The sequence below is a fragment of the Candidatus Villigracilis proximus genome (genome assembly GCF_016717045.1).
GTDB classification, from domain to species: Bacteria; Chloroflexota; Anaerolineae; order Anaerolineales; family Villigracilaceae; genus Villigracilis; species Villigracilis proximus.
The window spans coordinates 64,218-84,233 of the sequence record NZ_JADJUO010000022.1; the positions used below are offsets into that span (position 1 = coordinate 64,218).

General features: G+C 48.7%; 21 protein-coding genes. 17 read left to right on the top strand and 4 right to left on the bottom strand.

All coding sequences use genetic code 11. The annotated features are described in order from the left end of the window. Window positions 1-181 precede the first annotated feature (181 nt). From IPL71_RS20650 to IPL71_RS20670, 5 genes are all read left to right on the top strand, one after another. A complete protein-coding gene (locus IPL71_RS20650) occupies window positions 182-1,936 on the top strand; it encodes a winged helix-turn-helix domain-containing protein (protein ID WP_345324895.1) in 1,755 nt (584 codons plus the stop codon). Between the two features lies 1 nt (window position 1,937). Continuing rightward, window positions 1,938-2,906: a LuxR C-terminal-related transcriptional regulator gene (locus tag IPL71_RS20655; RefSeq protein ID WP_345324897.1), complete on the top strand. Its 969-nt coding sequence runs from the start codon at window positions 1,938-1,940 to the stop codon at window positions 2,904-2,906. Window positions 2,907-3,002: 96 nt separating this feature from the next. Continuing rightward, a complete protein-coding gene (locus IPL71_RS20660; RefSeq protein WP_345324899.1) occupies window positions 3,003-3,908 on the top strand; it encodes a DUF4386 domain-containing protein in 906 nt (301 codons plus the stop codon). A gap of 117 nt (window positions 3,909-4,025) precedes the next feature. Continuing rightward, on the top strand, window positions 4,026-4,715 hold the full coding sequence (locus tag IPL71_RS20665; RefSeq protein WP_345324901.1) for a DUF4386 domain-containing protein: 690 nt from the start codon (window positions 4,026-4,028) through the stop codon (window positions 4,713-4,715). Window positions 4,716-4,861: 146 nt separating this feature from the next. Beyond that, window positions 4,862-5,569, top strand: a complete 708-nt coding sequence (locus tag IPL71_RS20670) for a CPBP family intramembrane glutamic endopeptidase (RefSeq protein ID WP_345324902.1) — start codon at window positions 4,862-4,864, stop codon at window positions 5,567-5,569. Between the two features lie 11 nt (window positions 5,570-5,580). On the opposite strand, the gene IPL71_RS20675 is transcribed toward IPL71_RS20670, so the two are convergent. Next, window positions 5,581-5,718 (bottom strand): hypothetical protein, encoded by a 138-nt coding sequence (locus IPL71_RS20675; RefSeq protein ID WP_345324904.1) that lies wholly within the window; start codon window positions 5,716-5,718, stop codon window positions 5,581-5,583. A gap of 165 nt (window positions 5,719-5,883) precedes the next feature. On the opposite strand from IPL71_RS20675, the gene IPL71_RS20680 reads away from it, so the two are divergent. The 4 genes from IPL71_RS20680 to IPL71_RS20695 all read left to right on the top strand — a co-directional run bounded on the left by IPL71_RS20680 (window position 5,884) and on the right by IPL71_RS20695 (window position 10,148). Continuing rightward, window positions 5,884-6,090 (top strand): two-component regulator propeller domain-containing protein, encoded by a 207-nt coding sequence (locus IPL71_RS20680; protein WP_345324956.1) that lies wholly within the window; start codon window positions 5,884-5,886, stop codon window positions 6,088-6,090. A gap of 120 nt (window positions 6,091-6,210) precedes the next feature. Then, window positions 6,211-7,437, top strand: coding sequence for an alpha/beta fold hydrolase (locus tag IPL71_RS20685; protein WP_345324906.1), 1,227 nt, complete (start codon window positions 6,211-6,213; stop codon window positions 7,435-7,437). 282 nt (window positions 7,438-7,719) lie between these two features. Then, window positions 7,720-8,589 carry an ABC transporter ATP-binding protein gene (locus IPL71_RS20690; RefSeq protein ID WP_345324908.1) on the top strand — a complete coding sequence of 290 codons (870 nt, stop codon included), beginning with the start codon at window positions 7,720-7,722 and terminating at the stop codon, window positions 8,587-8,589. Then, window positions 8,586-10,148: an ABC transporter permease gene (locus IPL71_RS20695; protein ID WP_345324910.1), complete on the top strand. Its 1,563-nt coding sequence runs from the start codon at window positions 8,586-8,588 to the stop codon at window positions 10,146-10,148. Before IPL71_RS20690 ends, IPL71_RS20695 begins: the two co-directional genes overlap by 4 nt. A gap of 37 nt (window positions 10,149-10,185) precedes the next feature. Here IPL71_RS20695 and IPL71_RS26180 read toward each other — a convergent pair whose 3' ends face one another. Further along, a complete protein-coding gene (locus IPL71_RS26180; protein ID WP_514130830.1) occupies window positions 10,186-10,293 on the bottom strand; it encodes a hypothetical protein in 108 nt (35 codons plus the stop codon). 461 nt (window positions 10,294-10,754) lie between these two features. Between IPL71_RS26180 and IPL71_RS20700 the strand changes: the two genes are divergently transcribed. The 8 genes from IPL71_RS20700 to pfkA all read left to right on the top strand — a co-directional run bounded on the left by IPL71_RS20700 (window position 10,755) and on the right by pfkA (window position 17,618). Further along, window positions 10,755-10,991 carry a hypothetical protein gene (locus tag IPL71_RS20700; RefSeq protein ID WP_345324912.1) on the top strand — a complete coding sequence of 79 codons (237 nt, stop codon included), beginning with the start codon at window positions 10,755-10,757 and terminating at the stop codon, window positions 10,989-10,991. 85 nt (window positions 10,992-11,076) lie between these two features. Next, complete coding sequence (locus IPL71_RS20705; RefSeq protein WP_345324913.1) at window positions 11,077-11,640, top strand: HdeD family acid-resistance protein; 564 nt, start codon at window positions 11,077-11,079, stop codon at window positions 11,638-11,640. A 78-nt stretch (window positions 11,641-11,718) separates the two neighbouring features. After that, entirely contained in the window at window positions 11,719-12,687 is a 969-nt protein-coding gene (locus tag IPL71_RS20710; RefSeq protein WP_345324915.1) for a DnaJ C-terminal domain-containing protein, read from the top strand. A gap of 42 nt (window positions 12,688-12,729) precedes the next feature. Further along, window positions 12,730-12,960, top strand: a complete 231-nt coding sequence (locus tag IPL71_RS20715; protein ID WP_345324917.1) for a hypothetical protein — start codon at window positions 12,730-12,732, stop codon at window positions 12,958-12,960. Window positions 12,961-12,976: 16 nt separating this feature from the next. Beyond that, window positions 12,977-15,565, top strand: coding sequence for an ATP-dependent chaperone ClpB (gene clpB / locus IPL71_RS20720; RefSeq protein WP_345324919.1), 2,589 nt, complete (start codon window positions 12,977-12,979; stop codon window positions 15,563-15,565). Window positions 15,566-15,664: 99 nt separating this feature from the next. Then, window positions 15,665-15,823: a hypothetical protein gene (locus IPL71_RS20725; RefSeq protein ID WP_345324921.1), complete on the top strand. Its 159-nt coding sequence runs from the start codon at window positions 15,665-15,667 to the stop codon at window positions 15,821-15,823. A 330-nt stretch (window positions 15,824-16,153) separates the two neighbouring features. Beyond that, the gene (locus IPL71_RS20730; protein WP_345324958.1) at window positions 16,154-16,597 is read left to right on the top strand and encodes a phosphatase PAP2 family protein; all 444 of its coding nucleotides are present in this window, start codon (window positions 16,154-16,156) and stop codon (window positions 16,595-16,597) included. A 49-nt stretch (window positions 16,598-16,646) separates the two neighbouring features. Then, complete coding sequence (gene pfkA / locus IPL71_RS20735) at window positions 16,647-17,618, top strand: 6-phosphofructokinase (RefSeq protein ID WP_345324922.1); 972 nt, start codon at window positions 16,647-16,649, stop codon at window positions 17,616-17,618. Between the two features lie 183 nt (window positions 17,619-17,801). On the opposite strand, the gene IPL71_RS20740 is transcribed toward pfkA, so the two are convergent. Further along, window positions 17,802-18,026, bottom strand: a complete 225-nt coding sequence (locus tag IPL71_RS20740) for a hypothetical protein (protein WP_345324924.1) — start codon at window positions 18,024-18,026, stop codon at window positions 17,802-17,804. A gap of 507 nt (window positions 18,027-18,533) precedes the next feature. Beyond that, entirely contained in the window at window positions 18,534-19,883 is a 1,350-nt protein-coding gene (locus IPL71_RS20745) for a cytochrome P450 (protein WP_345324926.1), read from the bottom strand. Window positions 19,884-20,016 lie beyond the last annotated feature (133 nt).

Below are 20,016 nucleotides of genomic sequence, written 5' to 3' on the forward strand. Positions count from 1 at the left end.
ATAGTCTGCGTTTTGTTTGTTTCTGTGGGGCAACTTAACTACCCTGTGGCTGATTGACTGTCAGCATGCGGAGCTTGCTCAAACTTGTGTATATTATATGATTGCCCTGGCATGACAACTTTGGCGTTTCGCTTGTCTGAGAAACTGACAAATTCTTGGACGTTAGCCTTATAATGACTTTATGCCCAAGGCAGTTTTAGCCACGAAGCTTTATATTCCCTCATCTCGGCCCAACGTTGTTGTTCGCTCCCGTCTGATCGAGCGGCTAAACGAGGGACTTTCTTTCTCACATAAACTCATCATTATCTCTGCGCCTGCCGGCTTTGGCAAAACCACATTGGTCAGCGAATGGATCGCTGGGTGCGAGAGGCCGACCGCCTGGATATCATTGGATGAAGGGGATAATGATCTAATACGCTTTCTGACATATATCATCGCTGCTTTGCAGACGATTGTGCCAAATATTGGAGAAGGTGTATTGGGTACGCTCCATGCTTTACAAATTCAACCGCCATCCATCGAATCACTTCTGACAACTCTGATTAATGAAGTAGACACCATCCCCGACGACTTCATCCTCGTCCTTGATGATTACCATATGCTGGACTCCAAATCGGTGGATCAAGCGATTAACTTTCTCATAGAACACCAGCCGCAACATATGCATTTGGTGATCGCCACTCGTGAAGACCCACCGCTGCCTCTGGCTCGTCTGCGCGTTCGTAATCAACTCACTGAATTACGCGCTGTTGATCTGCGTTGTACCACATCCGAAGCCGCGGACTTTCTCAACCATGTGATGGGATTGAATCTTTCGGCGGAAGATATTGCTACGCTCGAAGCCCGAACCGAAGGCTGGGTCGCTGGCCTGCAACTGGCCGCACTCTCCATGCAGGGACACGCTGCGCAAGATACGGCTGGCTTTATCCGATCTTTTACCGGCGCCCATCATTTCGTGCTGGATTATCTACTTGAAGAAGTATTGCACCAACAACCCGAAAATATTCAAGCTTTTCTATTACAGACATCCATTCTCAACCGCTTGTGTGGTCCGCTTTGCGATGCGGTATTACTCGATTCCAATGTTCCCGGACAGGAGACACTGGAATCTTTAGAACGCGCCAATCTCTTTATTGTTGCTCTTGATAACGAACGGCATTGGTATCGCTATCATCATCTCTTTGGGGATCTGCTCCGTCAGCGGCAGGGACAAAACTTGAAGCCCGAAGAGATCGCTAAATATCACGTCCGCGCTAGTGAATGGTATGAACAAAATGGTGAAGAGGCTGAAGCATTTCAACATGCCATCGCAGCTAAAGATTTCAACCGTGCAGCCAGACTGGCTGAAAAATTCTGGCAGGGTATGAATCAAAGCTTTCAGTCGGCTGTCTGGCTTGGGTGGGTGAAGCAGCTACCAGAGAGTCTGATCCGCTCTTATCCTGTGTTGTGTGTGCAGATCGCCTGGGCATTCATGGATGTGGGCGATGTAGAGTCCAGTGAGTCCCATTTGCGGGATGCTGAGTTGTGTCTCGAAGGTTCATCCGCTGATATGAAGTTTATGGATGAAAAAGAGATTCAAACATTGCCAGCAAGAATTGCTTTTGCCCGCGCTTACAACGCACAGACGCAGCTCGATTTTTCCGCTACGATCAAGTATGCGGAGATGGCGATCAAGCTCGCCCCTGCCGGGGATGAATTCATACGCGCTGGAGCCGCAGCGATACTGGGCGGCTCGTATTGGGCAAACGGTGATTTGGATGCAGCATGCAAATCCATGAGTGATTGGATCGATAGTTCATTGAAGGCTGGCAATTTTATTTTTTCGATTGCCAGCGAGGCAGGCAAGGCGGAGATCCTTACTGCGCAGGGACATCTGCGCGAAGCACTGCGGACTTATGAACAGTCGTTGAAACTTTGCTGCATCACACGGCAGTGAAGTGAATCAAATCATAGCCCATCACCATTTGGGGCTGGCGTTGCTGCATCATGAAATGGGGAATGATAAATCTGCCGCACAATATTTTCATCAAAGCACAGAGTTGGGACGGCAATCAACCCTCGTGGATTTTCCGTATCGCAAGAGTCTTGCCCAAGCCCGGCTGAAAGAATTTGAGGGTGACTTGGATGTTGCGCTGGAGTTTCTTGATGAAGCCAGCCGCTTGTATATCAACACACCCATTCCCAATACTCGTCCTGTTGAAGCACTGAAGGCGCGCATATATCTCAAGCAGGGACAATTACCCAAGGCGCAAGATTGGGTGCGCGAATGTGGAATTAAAGTTAATGATGAACTCGGTTATTTACGTGAGTACGAACACATCACATTGGCGCGGGTGCTGATTGCTGAACATCAAAGCACTGCATCAGAAGCGAAGATTCAAGATGCGTTAAGATTGTTATCACGCCTTTTACAAACAGCCGAAAACGCAAAACGAATGGGCAGCATGATTGAGATCCTCATGGTGCAGGCATTCGCTTTTCACGCGCATGGAGAATCATCTCAAGCGCTCGAATCCTTGAAGCGTGCATTGACTCTGGCGGAACCAGAAGGCTACTTCCGCTTTTTCGTGAATGAAGGCAAGTCAATGGCAAAGTTACTGACAGCGTTAAGTCATTCACATGTAGATGAAAGACTCGAGAATTACATCCAAAAATTACTGAGTGCCTTTGGCAAAACAAAACCTGAGCCTGTCAACTCGCAGCCGCTGATCGACCCGTTGAGCGAGCGTGAGTTGGAAGTATTGCGCCTCGTTGCCGATGGACTTTCAAATGATGAGATCGGCCAGAAACTTTTCCTGGCAGTGAGCACGGTCAAGGGTCATAATCTGCGTATCTTTGGCAAGTTGCAGGCAAAAAGCCGCACCGAAGCCGTAGTCCGCGCCCGCGAGCTGGGCTTGTTGCCGTAGGTCCCCTAAACAATACTTCAAACAATACTTTCGTATCTAAACGGCAATCGTCATTGCCGTTATATTTTACGCACGTTGATTCAAAAGGTGAAAGCAATGGCAAAGGAGTATCAAATCAGGATCGAAGGACATTTGGGCAGTCAATGGGCAGATTGGTTTGATGGTTTTTCAATCACCCTCGAAGCGGATGGAAAAACGCTTCTTTCTGGACCCGTGCCTGATCAGCCGGCCCTATACGGACTGCTACGCAAAGTGAGAGATCTGGGCCTGCCCCTGGTCTCCGTCAATCAAGTTCATTCAATCAAAGGAGAAAATATCATGGCAGTTAATACATACAGAACGACGGCAAAAGTAGTGGGCGCGCTATACATTTTAGGGTTTGTTGTAGGCATTGCGGGATCGGTGCTTGGTACACCTGGTCAGCTTGACACAGTTTCTGCCAGGAGCATGATGATCGCAATCGGCGCATTGCTTTGGGTGATCGCCGCTGCTGGTGACACTGCTCACGGAGTGATGATGTTCCCGATCCTGAAGCAAAACAACGAGCGCATCGCACTCGGTTACTTCGGTGCGAGAGTCGTCGAAGCTGCTGTTATCGCAATCTCAGCTTTGTTTATCCTGCTTCAAATTCCGCTGGGTGTCGAGTTCTTGAAATCAAGCACTTCTGAAATCCCTTATCTTCAATTCTTGAGCGTTTTGTTCATACAGTCACAGGCTTATTCCTATCAGATCGGCATGGTTGCTTTAGGGATGGCTGGCTTGACGCTTTGCTACGGATTTTATCGGGCAAAGTTGGTGCCGCAGCTTTTCGTCGTCTGGGGTTTCATTGGATATGTGAGCTTTCTGCTCGGATCCATGCTTGAAGTCCTAGGCTTCAATTTACAACTGCTCCACACACTTCCAGGCGGCTTATGGGAAATGTCCATTGGCGTGTGGTTGATCGCAAAGGGATTCAATTCCTCCGCCTTTGTTTCTGAATCTACCAAAGATAAAGCGAATTGATTGCAAGCATAAAATGATCGTGTGGCAGACCCAGTCATATTTCCGTTTGCCACACATATAAATATTATCCGCGAAAAGGAAAACAACAATGACTACAAATGTAAAAGCTCAATCCAAATGACCGCCAGAATTGCCGCGATCTTAACCCTTCTTATCGTAGTGCTTGCGCCATTCAGCATGCTGTATATCCCCACAACGCTGGTTGTGCCCGGCGATGCGGCAACAACAGCCAATAACATCATGGCTTCCCAGGGATTATTCCGCGCTGGCATGGTCAGCGACTCAATTGTCTTTTTGATCGAGATCGTATTGACCGTGCTCCTCTATGTTTTAGTCAAGCCAGTGGACAAAACTCTTTCTCTGGCGGCCGCGTTTTCCCGTCTGGCGATGACCGTTATTCAGGGAATCAATTTACTCAACCATTTTATTGTTTTACTGCTCTTAAGCGGCGCAAGTTATTTGACCGTATTTGCACCAGATCAATTGCAGGCACTCGTGCTGCTGTTTCTCAATGTGCATGAATCCGTAGTTCTTATTTGGGGATTGTTTTTTGGACTGCATCTTTTGGTCTTTGGTTATCTGGTTTACAAGTCAGGTTACCTGCCAAAATTTTTGGGCGTCTTGTTGCTCATTGTAGCTTTGTGTTATTTCATTCAAGACTTTGGAAATATACTTTTTCCCCAATACAAGGCACTCTTCACTTCGATCGGTTCTCTTGCGTTTCTTGAAATTGTATTTCCCTTGTGGCTTTTGGTTAAGGGAGTCAACGTTGAACAATGGGAGAAACGCATTGCTGAGTCTGCATAAGCATAGCGAGATAAAGGTGATTTATGTCAATTAATCCATTCTTAAATTCTGAGCGCCGGCTACGTAATGGGTGGTGGATTCTCATATTTTTTCTTGTGCTTGCTGCGTTACTTGTGCCAACTTTAATAGTCGCGCAGCAAAACTCAATGGAAGTTTCCATTGGATTGCAAGCCGTTATCATCGTGATCGCTTCATTTATTTGTCAAGTACTGCGACGCAAACCAATGAATGAACTGTTGGGAGAATTTAATATGCGCTGGCTCAAGGAACTTGGCTTGGGCAGCTTAATCGGTTCCGCGCTGATGATTGTCCCCGCACTCATCCTGTGGATTTTTGGCTGGGTTCATTGGGAGTGGAATTCCGCTGGTGTCTCAACCTTACTGTCAACTGTGCTGCTCTTTGCAGGAGTTGCGGCAGCGGAAGAATTGTTGTTCCGGGGATTCGTTTTCCAGCGTCTCATTGCCGGTCTTGGCCAGTGGCCGGCCCAATTAATTCTGGCGGCTTATTTTCTGCTTACGCATTTGAATAATCCCGGCATGACAGGTGATGTTAAAGTTTTGGCGAGTATTAATATTTTTATCGCCTCGCTCGTGTTTGGGTTGGCGTTCATCCGTACCAAAAGCCTCGCCATGCCGCTGGGTCTGCACTTTATGGCGAATTTTATACAAGGGGGCGTGCTTGGCTTTGGCGTGAGCGGCACAGATCAATCGGGGTTACTGAATCCCATCTTTAGTGACGTTCCAAACTGGTGGACCGGTGGTCAATTTGGATTGGAAGCCAGTGTATTCGGTTTGGTTTGTGTTGCGACCGCATGGATACTATTTCAGAGATGGAACGCGACAAAGTCATCTTGATTTGTAAATGATCACTCCATCATGATCTTCATACGACTGCGAAGCGTGCGATGATAGGCTCCTGCCGACAAATTGAGTTGACTCATGCACCGCGCGCTGTCGCCGCCCGCATCAGACTCTGGCCTTTGTGGAACTTCATAGCGATCCATTCCGCCTTAATTCGGATTACATCCGCCCCTGAAAATTAGCTACTTGTTAGTAGTGTTGAAAACTGGCAGAATGCTAAAATCACACGAGGTTAATCGGATGGACTGAACCGTTATGATGGGTATGGGTTCAAGATTTACAAACACGATCCCGATGACCCCAATTCGATTAGCTATAACAGCATCCTTTCGATGGGGGAGGACAAAAACGGTTCACTCTGGATCGGGACTTGGGGCGGTGGACTGAATCGTTATAACCCTGCGACCGAAACCTTCACCCGCTACCTGCCCGACCTCGAAGACCTGGCAAGCCTCAGCAATGGAACGATCATTTCCATCAAAGGCGATTCAATATGGAGCATGGGAGACCAATGAACCGATTTGTATCGGTCAATGACCTATCCATCTGACCAGTGCAAGTCTCTCTCAACGACGGGGAGTCTTTTTGTTTATCTAGTGTATCATGATGGCAAAAGACACTAAAAAGGAGTTGTAATGAAAATCATTCTAAATATTCTGATTGCCACTCTTGTAATCCTGCTTTGTCTGCCAGTGGTTTTATTGCCATTGACAACCTCCGTCCCCGCGTGGAGCTGGATACTGCTCGCCCTTGCCGATGTGGTGTTAATCGTCGCTCTATTCCGCATCACTCCCGTTCGACGCGGTATCACCATTGGGCTTTCTGGTATGACTCTTGTTTCCATCCTCGCAATCATCGCTTCACAAGTCTTCGCGGCTACACCACTCATTATGGATGCAAATGGCGAACCGCTTCCAAACTCTATCGCCACACTCGAAAAAGTGAACCTGAATGGAAGCGAGCAGTGGATCACCATCCGCGGGCAGGATATGAATAATCCGATTCTGTTGAATCTTGGTATGGGCGGTCCCGGCGGAGGTGGATTTGCAACCCGTTCCCTTTTTGAGCCGTTGGAAAAATATTTTGTTGTGGTAAGTTGGGATGAGCCCGGCACGGGTAAGTCCTACAATGCGGTTCCCTTTTCCACACTGAACAAGAAACGTTTCGTCGAAGACGCTCATGCGCTGACCTTGTATCTGCGCGAACGATTCAATCAGGAAAAAATTTATGTCTATGGCGTTTCGTGGACAAGCATTCTGGGCGTTTGGCTGGTTCAGGAATACCCGGAACTATATTATGCCTACATCGGCAACGGGCAGATGGTCAACGTCATCAGGGACGACGGTATGGGCTACGAATTGGCGCTCAACTACTCGGTCGAACGGGGCGATGTGAAAATGGTGGAGACTCTCCAGCGTAATGGTCCACCTCCTTATACGGGCGAAGATATGTTGGATAAGTATGTCACCTATTTGGATGTGTTGAACGATTATATGCACTCTCCACACTATACAGTCATCGTTCCAATTGTTCCATTCGTTGCGCCGGAGTATGGGCTGGTTGACAAGATCAACCATACGCGCGGACTGATCCAATCCTTTGAAGTGGTATATCCACAATTGCAGGATGTCGATTTCACAACACAAGCCGCAAAGCTGGATGTGCCTGTCTACATTTTTGTGGGACGTGATGACGTGAATGCCATGTCGTCGCTGGTGGAGGAATATTTCAACATTCTCGAAGCGCCGCACAAAGAATTGATCTGGCTGAATGGCGGGCACGGATTGGATGGAAGTAACCTCGGGCAGTTCGTGGATGTGATGATCAACAAGGTGCTGGCAGAGACCTATCCAAACAAATGAATTACAAGGAGAAAAACTTGCTCGGTAAAAAGATACATACACAATGCATCATGCAAAAGACGATGATTGATCGACCCATCCACCTGGACAGTAAAGACTAAGATTTATTTGAAAATAAGATCGAATTGTAAAAGGAAGTTCCTGTCCGTGAGGAGAGTCCTTAACGATCCAAGTGGCTAGTATCATCGAAGCAGTGACCATTTAGAATCAAATGCAACCTCTCTACCCCTTGTCTCGTAAACAAACTGCCATTCTGAAATCACTGAATTATTGGAGACCATTATGCAGCTTACGATCAACAAGCTCGGCAAAGAATACAAACGCGGATTTTGGGGGCTGAAAGATTTTTCCCTTGAAATTAAACCTGGCATTTTAGGATTGCTCGGCCCGAACGGCGCGGGCAAATCCACATTCATGCGCATGCTCGCGACGATCACCAAACCCACTGACGGGACAATTACATGGAACGGCGTGGACGTTGTGAAAAGCCCCGACACATTGCGTGACGTGCTCGGATATCTGCCGCAGGATTTCGGCGTGTACCCAAACCTCAACGCCGTTGAATTCCTCGAATACATGGCCGCCATCAAAGGACTCGACGCCGCATCCGCAAAGAAACGCATTGATGAACTTCTGCAGCTTGTGAATCTTGTGGAAGCCGCGAAACGTCCGCTGGGCGGATATTCGGGCGGCATGAAGCAGCGCGTGGGAATCGCACAGGCCTTGCTCAACGATCCGCAACTACTCATCGTGGATGAACCCACTGTCGGCCTCGATCCCGAAGAGAGAGTCCGCTTCAGGAATCTGCTCTCAGATTTATCGGGAGAAAGAATCGTGATCCTCTCCACACACATTGTTTCAGATGTAGAAGCGACCGCCACGCATATTGCTCTGGTCAACAAAGGTCAGCTCTTGCGCGAGGACGCGCCTGAAAATCTACTCAAGGAACTTGAAAACAAAGTGTGGGAATGGACAGTCCAAAGCGACGACCTGTCTGCATTGAAACAAATGCACATCGTCAGCGGAACCATCCGCAGAAGCGACGGTGTTCAAGTGCGCGTGGTCAGCGCGGAGAAACCAGAAGCACAGGCAGAGAATACCTCGCCAAATCTTGAAGACGCATATCTCTATTTCATCGGCGGTAAACAATGAAATCAGCGCGCGTCATCTATCATTTAGCCCGCGCCGATTTTTTGGAGCGCGTGCGCCGTTATAGTTTTCTCGTCATGCTTGGGCTGGCGGCACTGCTCGGTTATCAAACCGCCATCGGCAATGTGCAGCTTCAACTCGGCGAATATCGCGGCGAGTTCAACTCCGCATGGGTCGGCGGCATGATGTCGATCATCGCGACCTTCTTCATTGGCTGGTTCGGTTTCTATCTCGTCAAAGGCTCCGTCGCACGTGACCGCGAAACAGGCGTCGGGCAGATCATGGCCACCACGCCCATGACCCGTCCGCTGTACACGCTCGGCAAATGGATCAGCAACTTCGCCGTCTTAATGCTCATGGTCGTTATCCTCGCCATCTTCGGCATCGTCATTCAACTGCTCAGCGGCGAAAGCACACAAATAAATTTCAGCGCCTACCTGCTGCCATTCGTCTTCATCGTCATGCCGCTCATGGCACTCGTCGCTGCGGTGGCCGTGCTCTTTGAGACCATCCCATTTTTATCGGGCGGCTTCGGCAATATCGTTTATTTTTTCGGCTTCATCATGATGCTCCCGCTCATCATGGAGCGGGATTTCATCAACACAAATCCAGCCATCGAACCGATGGGACTTGCCCTGCTTAAAGCCGATATGACCGAAGAAGTTCTCAAAGTCTTTCCTGACTACGACAACAGCTTCATGCTCGGCGGCATGGACACGCCCATCATCGGCACCTTCACCTGGACAGGCATCGAATGGACTCCCACCATCGTCGCCACCCGCTTCGCCTTCATCGGCCTCGCTATTCTTTTGACGTTAATCGCCGCGATCTTCTTCGATAGATTCGATCCCTCGCGTGCAAAGCCTAAGAGGATAAAAAGCATCGCCTCACCTTCTGCGCCCATACCTGTTTCAACATCTCAAGCATTACCCACGCCCCGTCTGACTCCTCTTAACGCCGCCGCGAATGGATTCAGTTTCTCAAGAGTCCTCACCGCTGAATTAAAACTGCTGCTCAAAGGTCAACGTTGGTGGTGGTACATCGCCGCCTCGGGACTCATCATCGCCTGCTTCGCAAATCCATCCACGACCACGCGTGAGATCGTTCTTCCAATGGCATGGATCTGGCCCATCTTAATTTGGTCAGCCATCGGCAACCGCGAAATTCACAACAACGTCCAGCAGTTGACCTTCTCCTCCGCGTCCCCGCTCATGCGTCAACTCCCCGCGCAATGGATCGCCGGATTCATCGTCACGCTCATCATGGCAAGCGGTGCCATCCTCCGCTACACAATTGATGGTGATCTGGTTGGCATGTTGGCACTGCTATCAGGCGCAATCTTCATCCCATCTCTTGCCCTCGCCTCAGGCGTATGGAGCGGAACCAGCAAACTCTTTGAGATTCTGTACATGGTCATCTGGTATCTTGGCCCGCTCAACAAAGTCCCCGGGCTGGATTTCATCGGCTCACACAGCAACGGGTATCCGCAGATATTCATCCCCTTTTCAATTGCATTGATCGCCTTTGCTATCTTTGGAAGGTCACGGCAATTGAGAAATTAATCAAAATAAAGCGTTTGGTGGCCCGGCCAAGTTACATTCAATACATCACAAGCATTGTCCCACGATGACCTTCGGACGATATTGCAGCGACCCTGCTAGTGGCGGTGGACTGGATCTCATCACTTCCCTCCAAGTCCGCAATCATGCGGGATAACTTGAGGATACGATGATATGCCTTCCAGCAAGCTCTTCTGCGCGGTTAGAAATGTAGATAGGCAATAAGACGAGGCTTTGGGACTGGAAACTGTCGGTTATTGCAAAAAGTGGAGAGAGCGTTTACGGGAATATTTTAACGAAAACACCCCTATACATGGGGTGTTTTCGTTTTTCTTGATAGTTTATTCTCTATATGATGGGTGCAAATCGGGAAGGCCGGAATTTATATCCGTATACATGATTTATGCCGCATTGGGATGATTGCAGTTGTCTTGTAGATGCTTTTACCTTCATCCGCATGATTTCGCTGTTTTATCCAATATTTGAGCATACCATATCTCCCCCAAGTGGCGGAGGCCATCCTTCCCCTGTTGATGGATGCGGCGGCGGAAGGTTCGTTGTAAGATGAATTCATGGTTGGTGATCTGGCTAAGATCTAGAGTCGCGGAAATGTTTAAGTTCATATATTTTATGATGGAGGTTAAAGTTGACGAATTTGTAGTCAGCCCAAAGAATGGCCATATCACTCATGTAGTGATGCGCGAAGGGCGCCTGTGGGGAAAGAAGGATGTGATCATTTCAATTTCGGCGATGGGTGAGACTCGCGAAGATACCGTGTTCCTGAAACTTGATAAGCATCAGATCGAGGCACTGCCGACTTTCCCGGTAAACAGGCGCTGGGCTTAAAGTTGAGAGTCGGGTAGTGACCTTCCCGAATATGTAGACAGGTCAAATAATAAATTACAAAAAATTCGTAGTGATGGAGAAAATTATGTTAACACAACTGACTCGTAATTGGTGGGTAGTGGCATTGCGCGGTGTGGTCGCGATTCTATATGGCGTGCTCGCGTTGGTGTGGCCCAGATTGACAATTGAAATCCTGGTTCTATTTTTTGGCGCATATATGTTTGTGGATGGGGTATTTGCGATTATCGCCGCATTTACCAATCGTTCCGGTTATGACCGTTGGTGGGTTCTTTTGCTGGAAGGACTGGTTGGCATTGCCCTTGGGAGTATTACCTTTTTACGTCCTGGCTTGACAGCCTTCGCATTGCTCTACCTCATTGCATTTTGGGCGATGATGACAGGAGTATTGGAAATTGTTGCGGCAATCCGATTACGCAAGGAAATTCAAGGCGAATGGATGCTCGCACTTAGCGGCGTGATATCGTTTATTCTTGGAATACTATTGCTGCTTTTCCCTGCCGCTGGTGTATTGACCGTTGCCTGGATGATCGGCTGGTACGCAATTCTCTTTGGCGCAATGTTGCTCGGCTTGGGCTGGCGATTGCACCAGTACGACACACATCATAAAGTAACAGCGCCTGCAACCTAGCGCGATCAAATAGATTTGGCATGGGACGGACATTTTTCAGGATTGTCCGTCTTCTCAGAAAAAGTTTAAAGGTACACAGTGGACTTTAAAGATTACTATGAAATCTTAGGCGTACAGCCGAACGTCGATAAGAAAGTTATCCAACAAACTTTCCGTCAGTTGGCACGCAAGCATCATCCTGACGTAAACCCGGGCAATAAAGACGCCGAAGAAAAATTTAAGACGATTAATGAAGCATACCAGGTTCTATCGGATGTGAAACAGCGCAAGAAATATGATGAACTTCGCGCGCAATATCAGCAATGGCAGAAAACAGGTGGTCAGCAGCAACAAGATTTCGACTGGCAAAACTGGTCAACTCAACCTGACAAAGGAACGCGCACTCAATATGCCAACGCCGAAGACTTGGAAGACCTCTTCGGAAACGCTTCGCCTTATTCTGATTTCTTCTCGAATATCTTTGGTGGCAAAGCCAATAGCGGACGAAGCGCTCCGATCAGTCCGCGCCGTGGGCGGGATGTGGAGTATGAAGTTGATCTGACGCTGGAAGAGGTATTTCATGGTGCAGATCGTTCTCTGGAAATCGACGGACGTCGCATCAAAGCCGGTATCCCTGTGGGTGTGCGCACAGGATCACGCGTTCGCCTCGCTGATCAGGCAGAGCAAGGTCAGAATGGCGGTCCGGCTGGTGACCTGTATTTGATCATCAAGATTCTGCCGAATGCCATCTTCGAGCGTGAAGGGGATGACTTGCACATGGATGTGCCACTTGATATCTTCACTGCGATTTCAGGCGGAGAAGTTCGCATCCCCACGTTGGAGAAGCCGCTCACTCTTACGATACCACCCCGTACCAATGCCAACCAAAGTTTCCGTATACGCGGCAAAGGCATGCCCCGCCTCGGTGATGCGAAGACTCGCGGCGATCTATTTGCCCGCATTACATTGGTGCTTCCTGATGCGTTAACCGATCAGGAAGTCAACAGCATCAGTATGTTGGCCTCCGCCCGGCAAAAACAAGTTCCATTCAATGAGGTCAAATTATGATTCCTGAAAACTCCCCTCCAAAAAAATATTGGTATGGTTTATATGAAGGATATGGTCGCGGAGTCAGCACCGTTTGCAAAAGATTTGGGCGTTGACGAGGCTGCAGCAGAGATGATTCTGCATTTGCGCAGCCAGGTTGTTGAATTACAGACTCGTCTACGTCAGATGGAAACTGAATTAAATGAACGGCAGACCAGCCAGCAGTTACGTCTGACTCGTTATCGCGAAGTCTACTACGAAGCGACCTGGATGGAACTGGAAATTAAGGAATGATATTACGGAGAATGATATGAACCTCGATAAGTACACACAAAAATCTCAGGAAGCCTTACTCGCTGCCCAGCGCCTTGCGCAAGATTATCAGCATCAGGTTGTAGAACCCATTCATTTACTTCTGGCGCTTGTTCAACAAGAGGATGGGATCGTACGAGCGATCATCACCAAAGCCTCGGGTGGAACTCAAGCCATCCAACAAGAGCTGACTAATGAGCTAGAGAAAAAGCCAAAAGTTCAAGGTGTTAATCTTGATGTCAGCTTATCGAGTCAAACCGGGGAGGTTCTTTCTGCTGCCGAACGCTATGCCAAAGGTATGCAGGATGATTATGTCTCTACAGAGCATATCCTTCTGGCTTTGTCGGATAGTAATGAAAGCAAACGCCTGATTCAGTTTGGACTGACCAAGGATGCGATCCTTTCCGCCTTGAAACAGGTGCGTGGTTCCCAGCGTGTCACCTCGCAGAATCCCGAAGGGACTTTTCAATCGCTGGAAAAATATGGACGCGACCTGACCGCGATGGCGCGTCAAGGCAAGCTTGATCCAGTCATCGGGCGTGACGAAGAGATTCGCCGCACGATACAGATTTTGTCCCGCCGCACCAAGAACAATCCCGCGCTGATCGGTGAACCTGGCGTTGGAAAAACCGCCATCGTCGAAGGATTGGCACAACGTATTATTAATGGCGATGTCCCCGAAGGTCTCAAACACAAACGCCTTGTCCAGTTGGATATGGGCGCTTTGGTGGCAGGCGCAAAATATCGCGGCGAATTTGAAGAACGCTTGAAGGCTGTCTTGAAAGAGATCACAGAGTCTGATGGGGAGATCATTTTGTTTCTGGATGAAATGCACACGGTGGTTGGTGCGGGCGCGGCGGAAGGTGCGATGGATGCCAGTAACATGCTTAAGCCGATGTTGGCGCGCGGCGAGTTACATCTAATCGGTGCGACCACGCTTGATGAGTATCACAAACATATTGAGAAAGATCCTGCATTGGAACGCCGCTTCCAACCAGTCATCGTGGAAGAGCCATCTGTGGAAGATACGGTCAGCATTCTGCGCGGACTTAAGGAACGCTACGAAGTCCATCACGGTGTGCGGATCACAGACGGTGCGGTTCTTGCTGCGGCGACGCTTTCACAGCGTTACATCAGCGACCGTTTCCTACCCGACAAAGCCATCGATCTGATTGACGAAGCTGCTGCACGGTTGCGCACTGAGATCGATTCCAAGCCGCAGGCGCTGGATGAAGTTGACCGTCAAGTAATGCAGCTTGAGATCGAACGTCAGGCGCTGAAGAAAGAAAAGGATAAGGCTTCAAAAGAGCGTCTTGGAAATATCGAAAAAGAACTGGCAAACTTGAAGGAAGAGTCACATGAACTTCAAGCGCGCTGGCAAACCGAAAAACAAGCTATCGCCGAACTGCGCACGACCAAAGAGAAGATCGAGCAGACGCGTCAGGAGATTGAACGCTCTGAACGACAATCAGACCTCGAAAAGGTTGCCCGCTTGCGTTATGGGACTCTGCCAGAGTTGGAAAAGAAAATGACCGAGGGGGAACGCCATATGAAGCAACTGCAATCTCAGGGAGGTACTTTATTAAAAGAAGAAGTGGATGCCGAAGAGATCGCCCAGATCGTATCGCGTTGGACGCACATCCCGATTTCGAAACTACTCGAAGGTGAGACTCAGAAACTCCTGCATATGGAAGATCGGCTGCGTGAAAGAGTCGTCGGGCAGGAGGATGCTCTGCGAGCGGTCTCGAATGCGCTTCGCCGGGCGAAGGCTGGTCTGCAAGATTCAAATCGTCCGCTTGGATCATTTATTTTTCTAGGGCCGACCGGTGTTGGGAAGACCGAACTGGCGCGAGCACTGGCTGAATTCATGTTTGATGATGAGCATGCCATGATCCGCATTGACATGAGTGAATATCAGGAAAAACATACAGTCAGTCGTTTGATCGGCGCGCCGCCCGGATATATTGGCTATGAAGAAGGCGGGCAATTGACCGAACTGGTTCGACGCCGTCCGTATAGCGTGGTGCTCTTCGATGAAATCGAGAAGGCTCACCCGGATGTATTCAATGTTTTATTGCAATTGTTGGATGATGGCCGCTTGACGGATGGACAGGGTCGCACTGTGGATTTCCGTAACACATTGGTTATCATGACCTCCAATCTGGGTGGTGAGTTATGGATGGGTGGAAGGGCGGCTAATGTAACGCGGGATACGATAACAAAAGTTTTACAGGCATATTTCAAGCCTGAATTCCTGAACCGCATTGATGAGATCATCATCTTCCATTCACTCAGCCGGGAAGACCTGGTGCATGTGGTGGAGATTCAACTGCGGCATGTGTCCACGCTTTTGGCGGAGCGCGGCTATCGGCTGGAGATCAGTCCGCTGGCACGCGCCTATCTCGCGGAGGTTGGCTACGACGCCGATTATGGCGCACGTCCGCTCAAACGGGCGATCCAGCGTGAGTTGCAGGACCCACTCGCAGTTAAGATTCTGAGCGGTGACTTCCATGAAGGGGAGACCATCCACGTAGAAAGTCGAAATGGGAAGTTGGAGTTCACTGTGAAAGCCGCAAAAAACTATTAAACACAAAGGTCACCAAGGAAAAGCATTTCTTTTTTTTTACCTTTGTGTAGTGCGGTGCTGTCGTGTCCTTTGTGTTTGAAGATCTTTATAAGGAGACTCATGCAAACAACAATTGACCAGGGAGCATTACCTGAAAATTATCAAGAAGTCCTGTCCTGGAAGTTGACAGGAAAGCCTATGCGAGTGATTGCATTGAATGTCGTTGGGGTAATCTTTTTTTTTCATCTTTGGGATGATTTTTTCCAGCATAGCTTTTAGGTTGGGAAAAATGCCATCGGTAGGTAACTTTAGAGTAGGGTTGGTTGAAATCAGCCTGGTTATTGCCGGGATTTTAATTACATTGATTTTGCATGAATTGACTCATGGTTTGGCTATTCTGGCAATAGGATTCAAAGTGCGTTATACCCAACAAGACGCCGAAAGCAGACTATTGAAATCGGAGAATCTTCAATTTGATATTTCGAATGGGAATGACGATTCTTATTGTAAGTGTTACCAGCCTGTATTTTCCTCTTAATCGAAAACTTACTGGCGGCTTTAACTTATCCACTCGGTTTTGATAGCTGGATCCCACTCTGGCCCGTGTGGGTGGTTCCTTATCTGCTATGCCTGCCTGTCTGGATTGCTGGCTTAATATGGGCAGTATTGAAAATGGATGAAGAGCTGTTTCGTTCTTTCGCCAGTGCGTGTTTGTTTGTCCAAGTTTCGGCAATGTTGTCTTTCTACTTCTTTCCAACATACGTCAAACGTCCGCTCTTAAACAACGGCAACTGGGCAATGCAGGTTTTGAAAATGGTTTATCGAAACGATGGGGATTACAACGCTTTTCCCAGCGGACATGTCTACCAGACAGCCTTGATCTGCCTGTTTTATAACCAGTTGTATCCCAACCATTCTGGAGTTTGGATTGGTATTGTGGTCATCGTTGCACTTTCAACGCTGTTTACCCATCAACATTACCTGGTTGATCCGCTTGGTGGATTGGCGATTGCCTGGTTTGGATACCGGCTCGGATTGTATTTGTTTTTATAAACAGCATGACTATGATGAAGTTGAATGATACACACAGGAAAGGAATAATATGAAATGTTTGGCTGTTCTTACGAGTGGAGGCGATGCTCCCGGCATGAATGCTGCTATTCGATCCGTCGTGCGTGTTGGTATTGATAAAGGCTGGCAAGTAATGGGAGTCCGTCATGGCTATACCGGACTCATCACCAATGACGTCATTTCGCTGGGTGCCCGCGATGTAAGTGGCATTATCCAGCAAGGTGGAACCATGCTGGGCAGTGCCCGTTGTCCTGAGTTCAAGACTGAAGATGGGCGACTGAAAGCCCTGCGCGTTTTGAACGAGCACAAGATCGAGGGATTAGTCATCATCGGAGGCGGCGGCTCTCAGACTGGCGCACATGCTTTGTCGCAGATGGGATTTCCTGTTATCGGCGTAGCCTCAACCATTGACAATGACCTGTACGGATCAGACGTTACCATTGGAGTGGATACGGCTCTCAATATCGCCCTGGAAGCGATCGACCGGCTCAAGGTCACTGCCTTATCTCACGAACGCGCCTTTCTAATCGAAGTGATGGGCCGTGACTGTGGTTATCTGGCGTTGATGGCAGGCATTGCCGGCGGAACGGAAGCGATTGTTATCCCAGAGGTGGAGACCGATCCCGAAGCCTTGGCAGATGAATTACGCAGCGCCTATCAGCGTGGGCAAGCCCATGCTCTGGTGGTTGTAGCCGAAGGCGCTAAATATAACGCCGCAGCATTGGCAGAATACTTTAAGAAGCATTGTAAACGTCTGGGCTTTGATCTGCGGGTGACAACCTTGGGGCATGTTCAGCGAGGCGGCGCACCCAGTGCCTATGATCGCTTGCTTGCAACCCGCCTGAGTGCCGATGCTGTAGAACGTCTGACTCGTGGTGAGCACGGAGTATTGGTGGGATTCGTCAAGGGTGAAATTAAAGCCACGCCGCTGGCGGAAGTGGTTGCTAATAAAAAACTGCTGGATTTACACCTGCTGGAACTGGCGCGAATGCTGGCAAAGTAAACGAAAAGAGTCACACTGACAGGTATTTATTGATTTTGAGAAAGTCAGTTCATCGAAACGTTAAGGAAAACTAGCGACAATGTAAGCGTTGCCAAATGGGGGGCAACAATTCGGATCATTTCGCGCCGACAGAAAAACCCATATTGGGCTTGTACGGTGTAACCATGCATAGATCGCTGCGCCTTAACGCCTCTTTCTGGACGAAGTTCCATTTGATTTTCCAGTATCCGAACTCCTCCCATCTTTGGTGACGGTTTGTCTGCGCTGCTGGTGGAGAGTTGGAAAGATTGGCGAGCCGATGACCAGACCATTGGTCTCCCATGTATCATTGCCTTGCAGATGCTCAAGAAGTTCAAGTGCATATCCTGCATAGAGATGAGTAACGATGCGAAGATCTGCATCCCACACAACAATGCCTCGCTGCCGCCAATCTTTCTGTTGAAGTTTTGTAAGCCAGGAAGGACAACTTGGCAGGGGAATTGAAGTGTCCCTCGAAGTTAAGATGCACTCCCCAAGTGTTTTAAACTAAAACCGTGGAACAATTCATTATGAATAACCTGCCTGAAGAAAATGTATTGACTCGTTTAGTATAAAGCAGGTAGGCTTTGGGACTGGAAGGGCTGTCGGTTGCTGCAAAAAAGTGGATTGATCGTTTATGGGAATGTTTTAAACGAAAACACTCCTGTACATAGGGGCGTTTTCGTTTTGGCTTTTCTTTCTCTATTTGGCGGGTAGAAAGTTTTGTAGCTTGAATTTATGCCCATATACCAGATATGCATATGCACCCCATTAAACAATTAATTATTCAGACTTGACCTGGCGTAAATGGCATTAAATCTTTTGTCGAAATTATTAATAGCAGTTCTTTAGAAGAAGCACTATCAAATGCCGTTGTTATACGATGCGGAGTAGTCTTTATCTTGTCGTAATATTCATCATCAGTGTAGCTTTGGATGGACGAAGTGTGCCAACGAACTCAGGTTCCAGGTTCTGACCTGGCAGCAATCGCAGAGTCAAGCGCTGGGCTAGTTCGGCTAACACAAGGGTCGCCTCAAGCAGGGCAAAATGATTACCAATACAGGTGCGAGGACCAGCGCTAAAGGGGTAGTATGAATATTGCGGACGTTTATCTGCCTGATCGGGTGCAAAATGTTCTGGATAGAATTCCAGTGGTCGTTCCCAAAACTCTGGATGTCGATGAGTCATGTAGGGACCTACAAAAACCATTGTGCCTTTCGGAATCGAGTAACCACCGATCGTATCGTCATTAACCACATCCCGTGGAAACATGGCAACAGGCGGATACAAGCGCAGGGTTTCTTCGAGGATCATGCGGGTGTAGACAAGATTGGGTGCATCTTCCAGTGTCGGTGTGCGACCGTTAAGTACCCGGGAGAGTTCTTCGTGAAGCTTAGACTCAACCTGCGGGTTTTCGGAGAGCAGCTTCCAAACCCATGTGAGAAGTTGTGCCGTGGTTTCATGACCGGCAAAAAAAGTGACAAGCACTTCATCACGTAGTTGGCGGTTGTCCATCACAGCACCGGTTTCCTGATCTTTGGCCTGGATCAACAGCCAGAGCAGATCATTGCCTTCCGATTGGGCGCGCCTGCGTTCGATGATTTCATAGATGAAGCTGTCCAGTGTGTTAACTGCCCAGCGATAAGCCCGGTTGGCGGGGGTAGGGATGAACAGGGGTAGGTCAACTGGCGATGTCATACGTTGAACACTTTGTCCCAAAATGACTTGCAGGGCTACATCCACTTTTGAAGATGCGTCCACGATATCTTCAGTGAACATCGAACGGGATATAACGCTGGTGGTCAGCCGTACCATTTCGGCATTGATGTTGACGGCTTGCCCACGCTGAGCCGTCAAACGGTCGCGCATTTCACATGCAGCAGCGGTCATGATCTCGGCAAAGCGTGTGATGTTTTTAGGCGTATAAGTGGGCGCCATGAGGCGTCTTTGTCTTTGCCAGTCTGCGCCTTCGCTGGTCAGGATTGCGCGTCCAAGCCACATACGTAGTTTGTCGTGACTAGCCCCTTTGGTGTAGTTTTCGCGGTGCTCTACCAAAATATGTTTGACATGCTCTGGTCTTGTAAATAGATGTGCGCGCATCGGCCCGAACTGGAAGCGGCTCACATCGCCGTACTCCTTCCACACATGGTGTCCAAAACCGATGATGCCAAGTTTGTTCATTTCGCGCATGTTGCCGATCAGTGGAGCGGGCTTCGGGCCGGGAGCTAATTTGGAAGATGTGGTCATTGATTTCCTCACAGGGGATTCACGACAATGCGAAAGTATAGCATCTGGTTGGATGTTGCACTAGTACTCAAAAGGGTCGCATCTGGATTTGAGATGCGACCCTTTTGAGTGTTGAATTGTCTAATCAGTTGAA

What these genes read in the sequence shown, in the direction of transcription:
- IPL71_RS20650 (WP_345324895.1), top strand. Translation starts at nt 182, where the DNA reads ATGCCCAAGGCAGTTTTAGCCACGAAGCTTTATATTCCCTCATCTCGG.
- IPL71_RS20660 (WP_345324899.1), top strand. Translation starts at nt 3,003, where the DNA reads ATGGCAAAGGAGTATCAAATCAGGATCGAAGGACATTTGGGCAGTCAA.
- IPL71_RS20665 (WP_345324901.1), top strand. Translation starts at nt 4,026, where the DNA reads ATGACCGCCAGAATTGCCGCGATCTTAACCCTTCTTATCGTAGTGCTT.
- IPL71_RS20670 (WP_345324902.1), top strand. Translation starts at nt 4,862, where the DNA reads ATGGAAGTTTCCATTGGATTGCAAGCCGTTATCATCGTGATCGCTTCA.
- IPL71_RS20675 (WP_345324904.1), bottom strand. Translation starts at nt 5,718, where the DNA reads ATGGATCGCTATGAAGTTCCACAAAGGCCAGAGTCTGATGCGGGCGGC.
- IPL71_RS20685 (WP_345324906.1), top strand. Translation starts at nt 6,211, where the DNA reads ATGAAAATCATTCTAAATATTCTGATTGCCACTCTTGTAATCCTGCTT.
- IPL71_RS20690 (WP_345324908.1), top strand. Translation starts at nt 7,720, where the DNA reads ATGCAGCTTACGATCAACAAGCTCGGCAAAGAATACAAACGCGGATTT.
- IPL71_RS20695 (WP_345324910.1), top strand. Translation starts at nt 8,586, where the DNA reads ATGAAATCAGCGCGCGTCATCTATCATTTAGCCCGCGCCGATTTTTTG.
- IPL71_RS26180 (WP_514130830.1), bottom strand. Translation starts at nt 10,293, where the DNA reads ATGATTGCGGACTTGGAGGGAAGTGATGAGATCCAGTCCACCGCCACT.
- IPL71_RS20700 (WP_345324912.1), top strand. Translation starts at nt 10,755, where the DNA reads ATGTTTAAGTTCATATATTTTATGATGGAGGTTAAAGTTGACGAATTT.
- IPL71_RS20705 (WP_345324913.1), top strand. Translation starts at nt 11,077, where the DNA reads ATGTTAACACAACTGACTCGTAATTGGTGGGTAGTGGCATTGCGCGGT.
- IPL71_RS20715 (WP_345324917.1), top strand. Translation starts at nt 12,730, where the DNA reads ATGAAGGATATGGTCGCGGAGTCAGCACCGTTTGCAAAAGATTTGGGC.
- clpB (WP_345324919.1), top strand. Translation starts at nt 12,977, where the DNA reads ATGAACCTCGATAAGTACACACAAAAATCTCAGGAAGCCTTACTCGCT.
- IPL71_RS20725 (WP_345324921.1), top strand. Translation starts at nt 15,665, where the DNA reads ATGCAAACAACAATTGACCAGGGAGCATTACCTGAAAATTATCAAGAA.
- pfkA (WP_345324922.1), top strand. Translation starts at nt 16,647, where the DNA reads ATGAAATGTTTGGCTGTTCTTACGAGTGGAGGCGATGCTCCCGGCATG.
- IPL71_RS20745 (WP_345324926.1), bottom strand. Translation starts at nt 19,883, where the DNA reads ATGACCACATCTTCCAAATTAGCTCCCGGCCCGAAGCCCGCTCCACTG.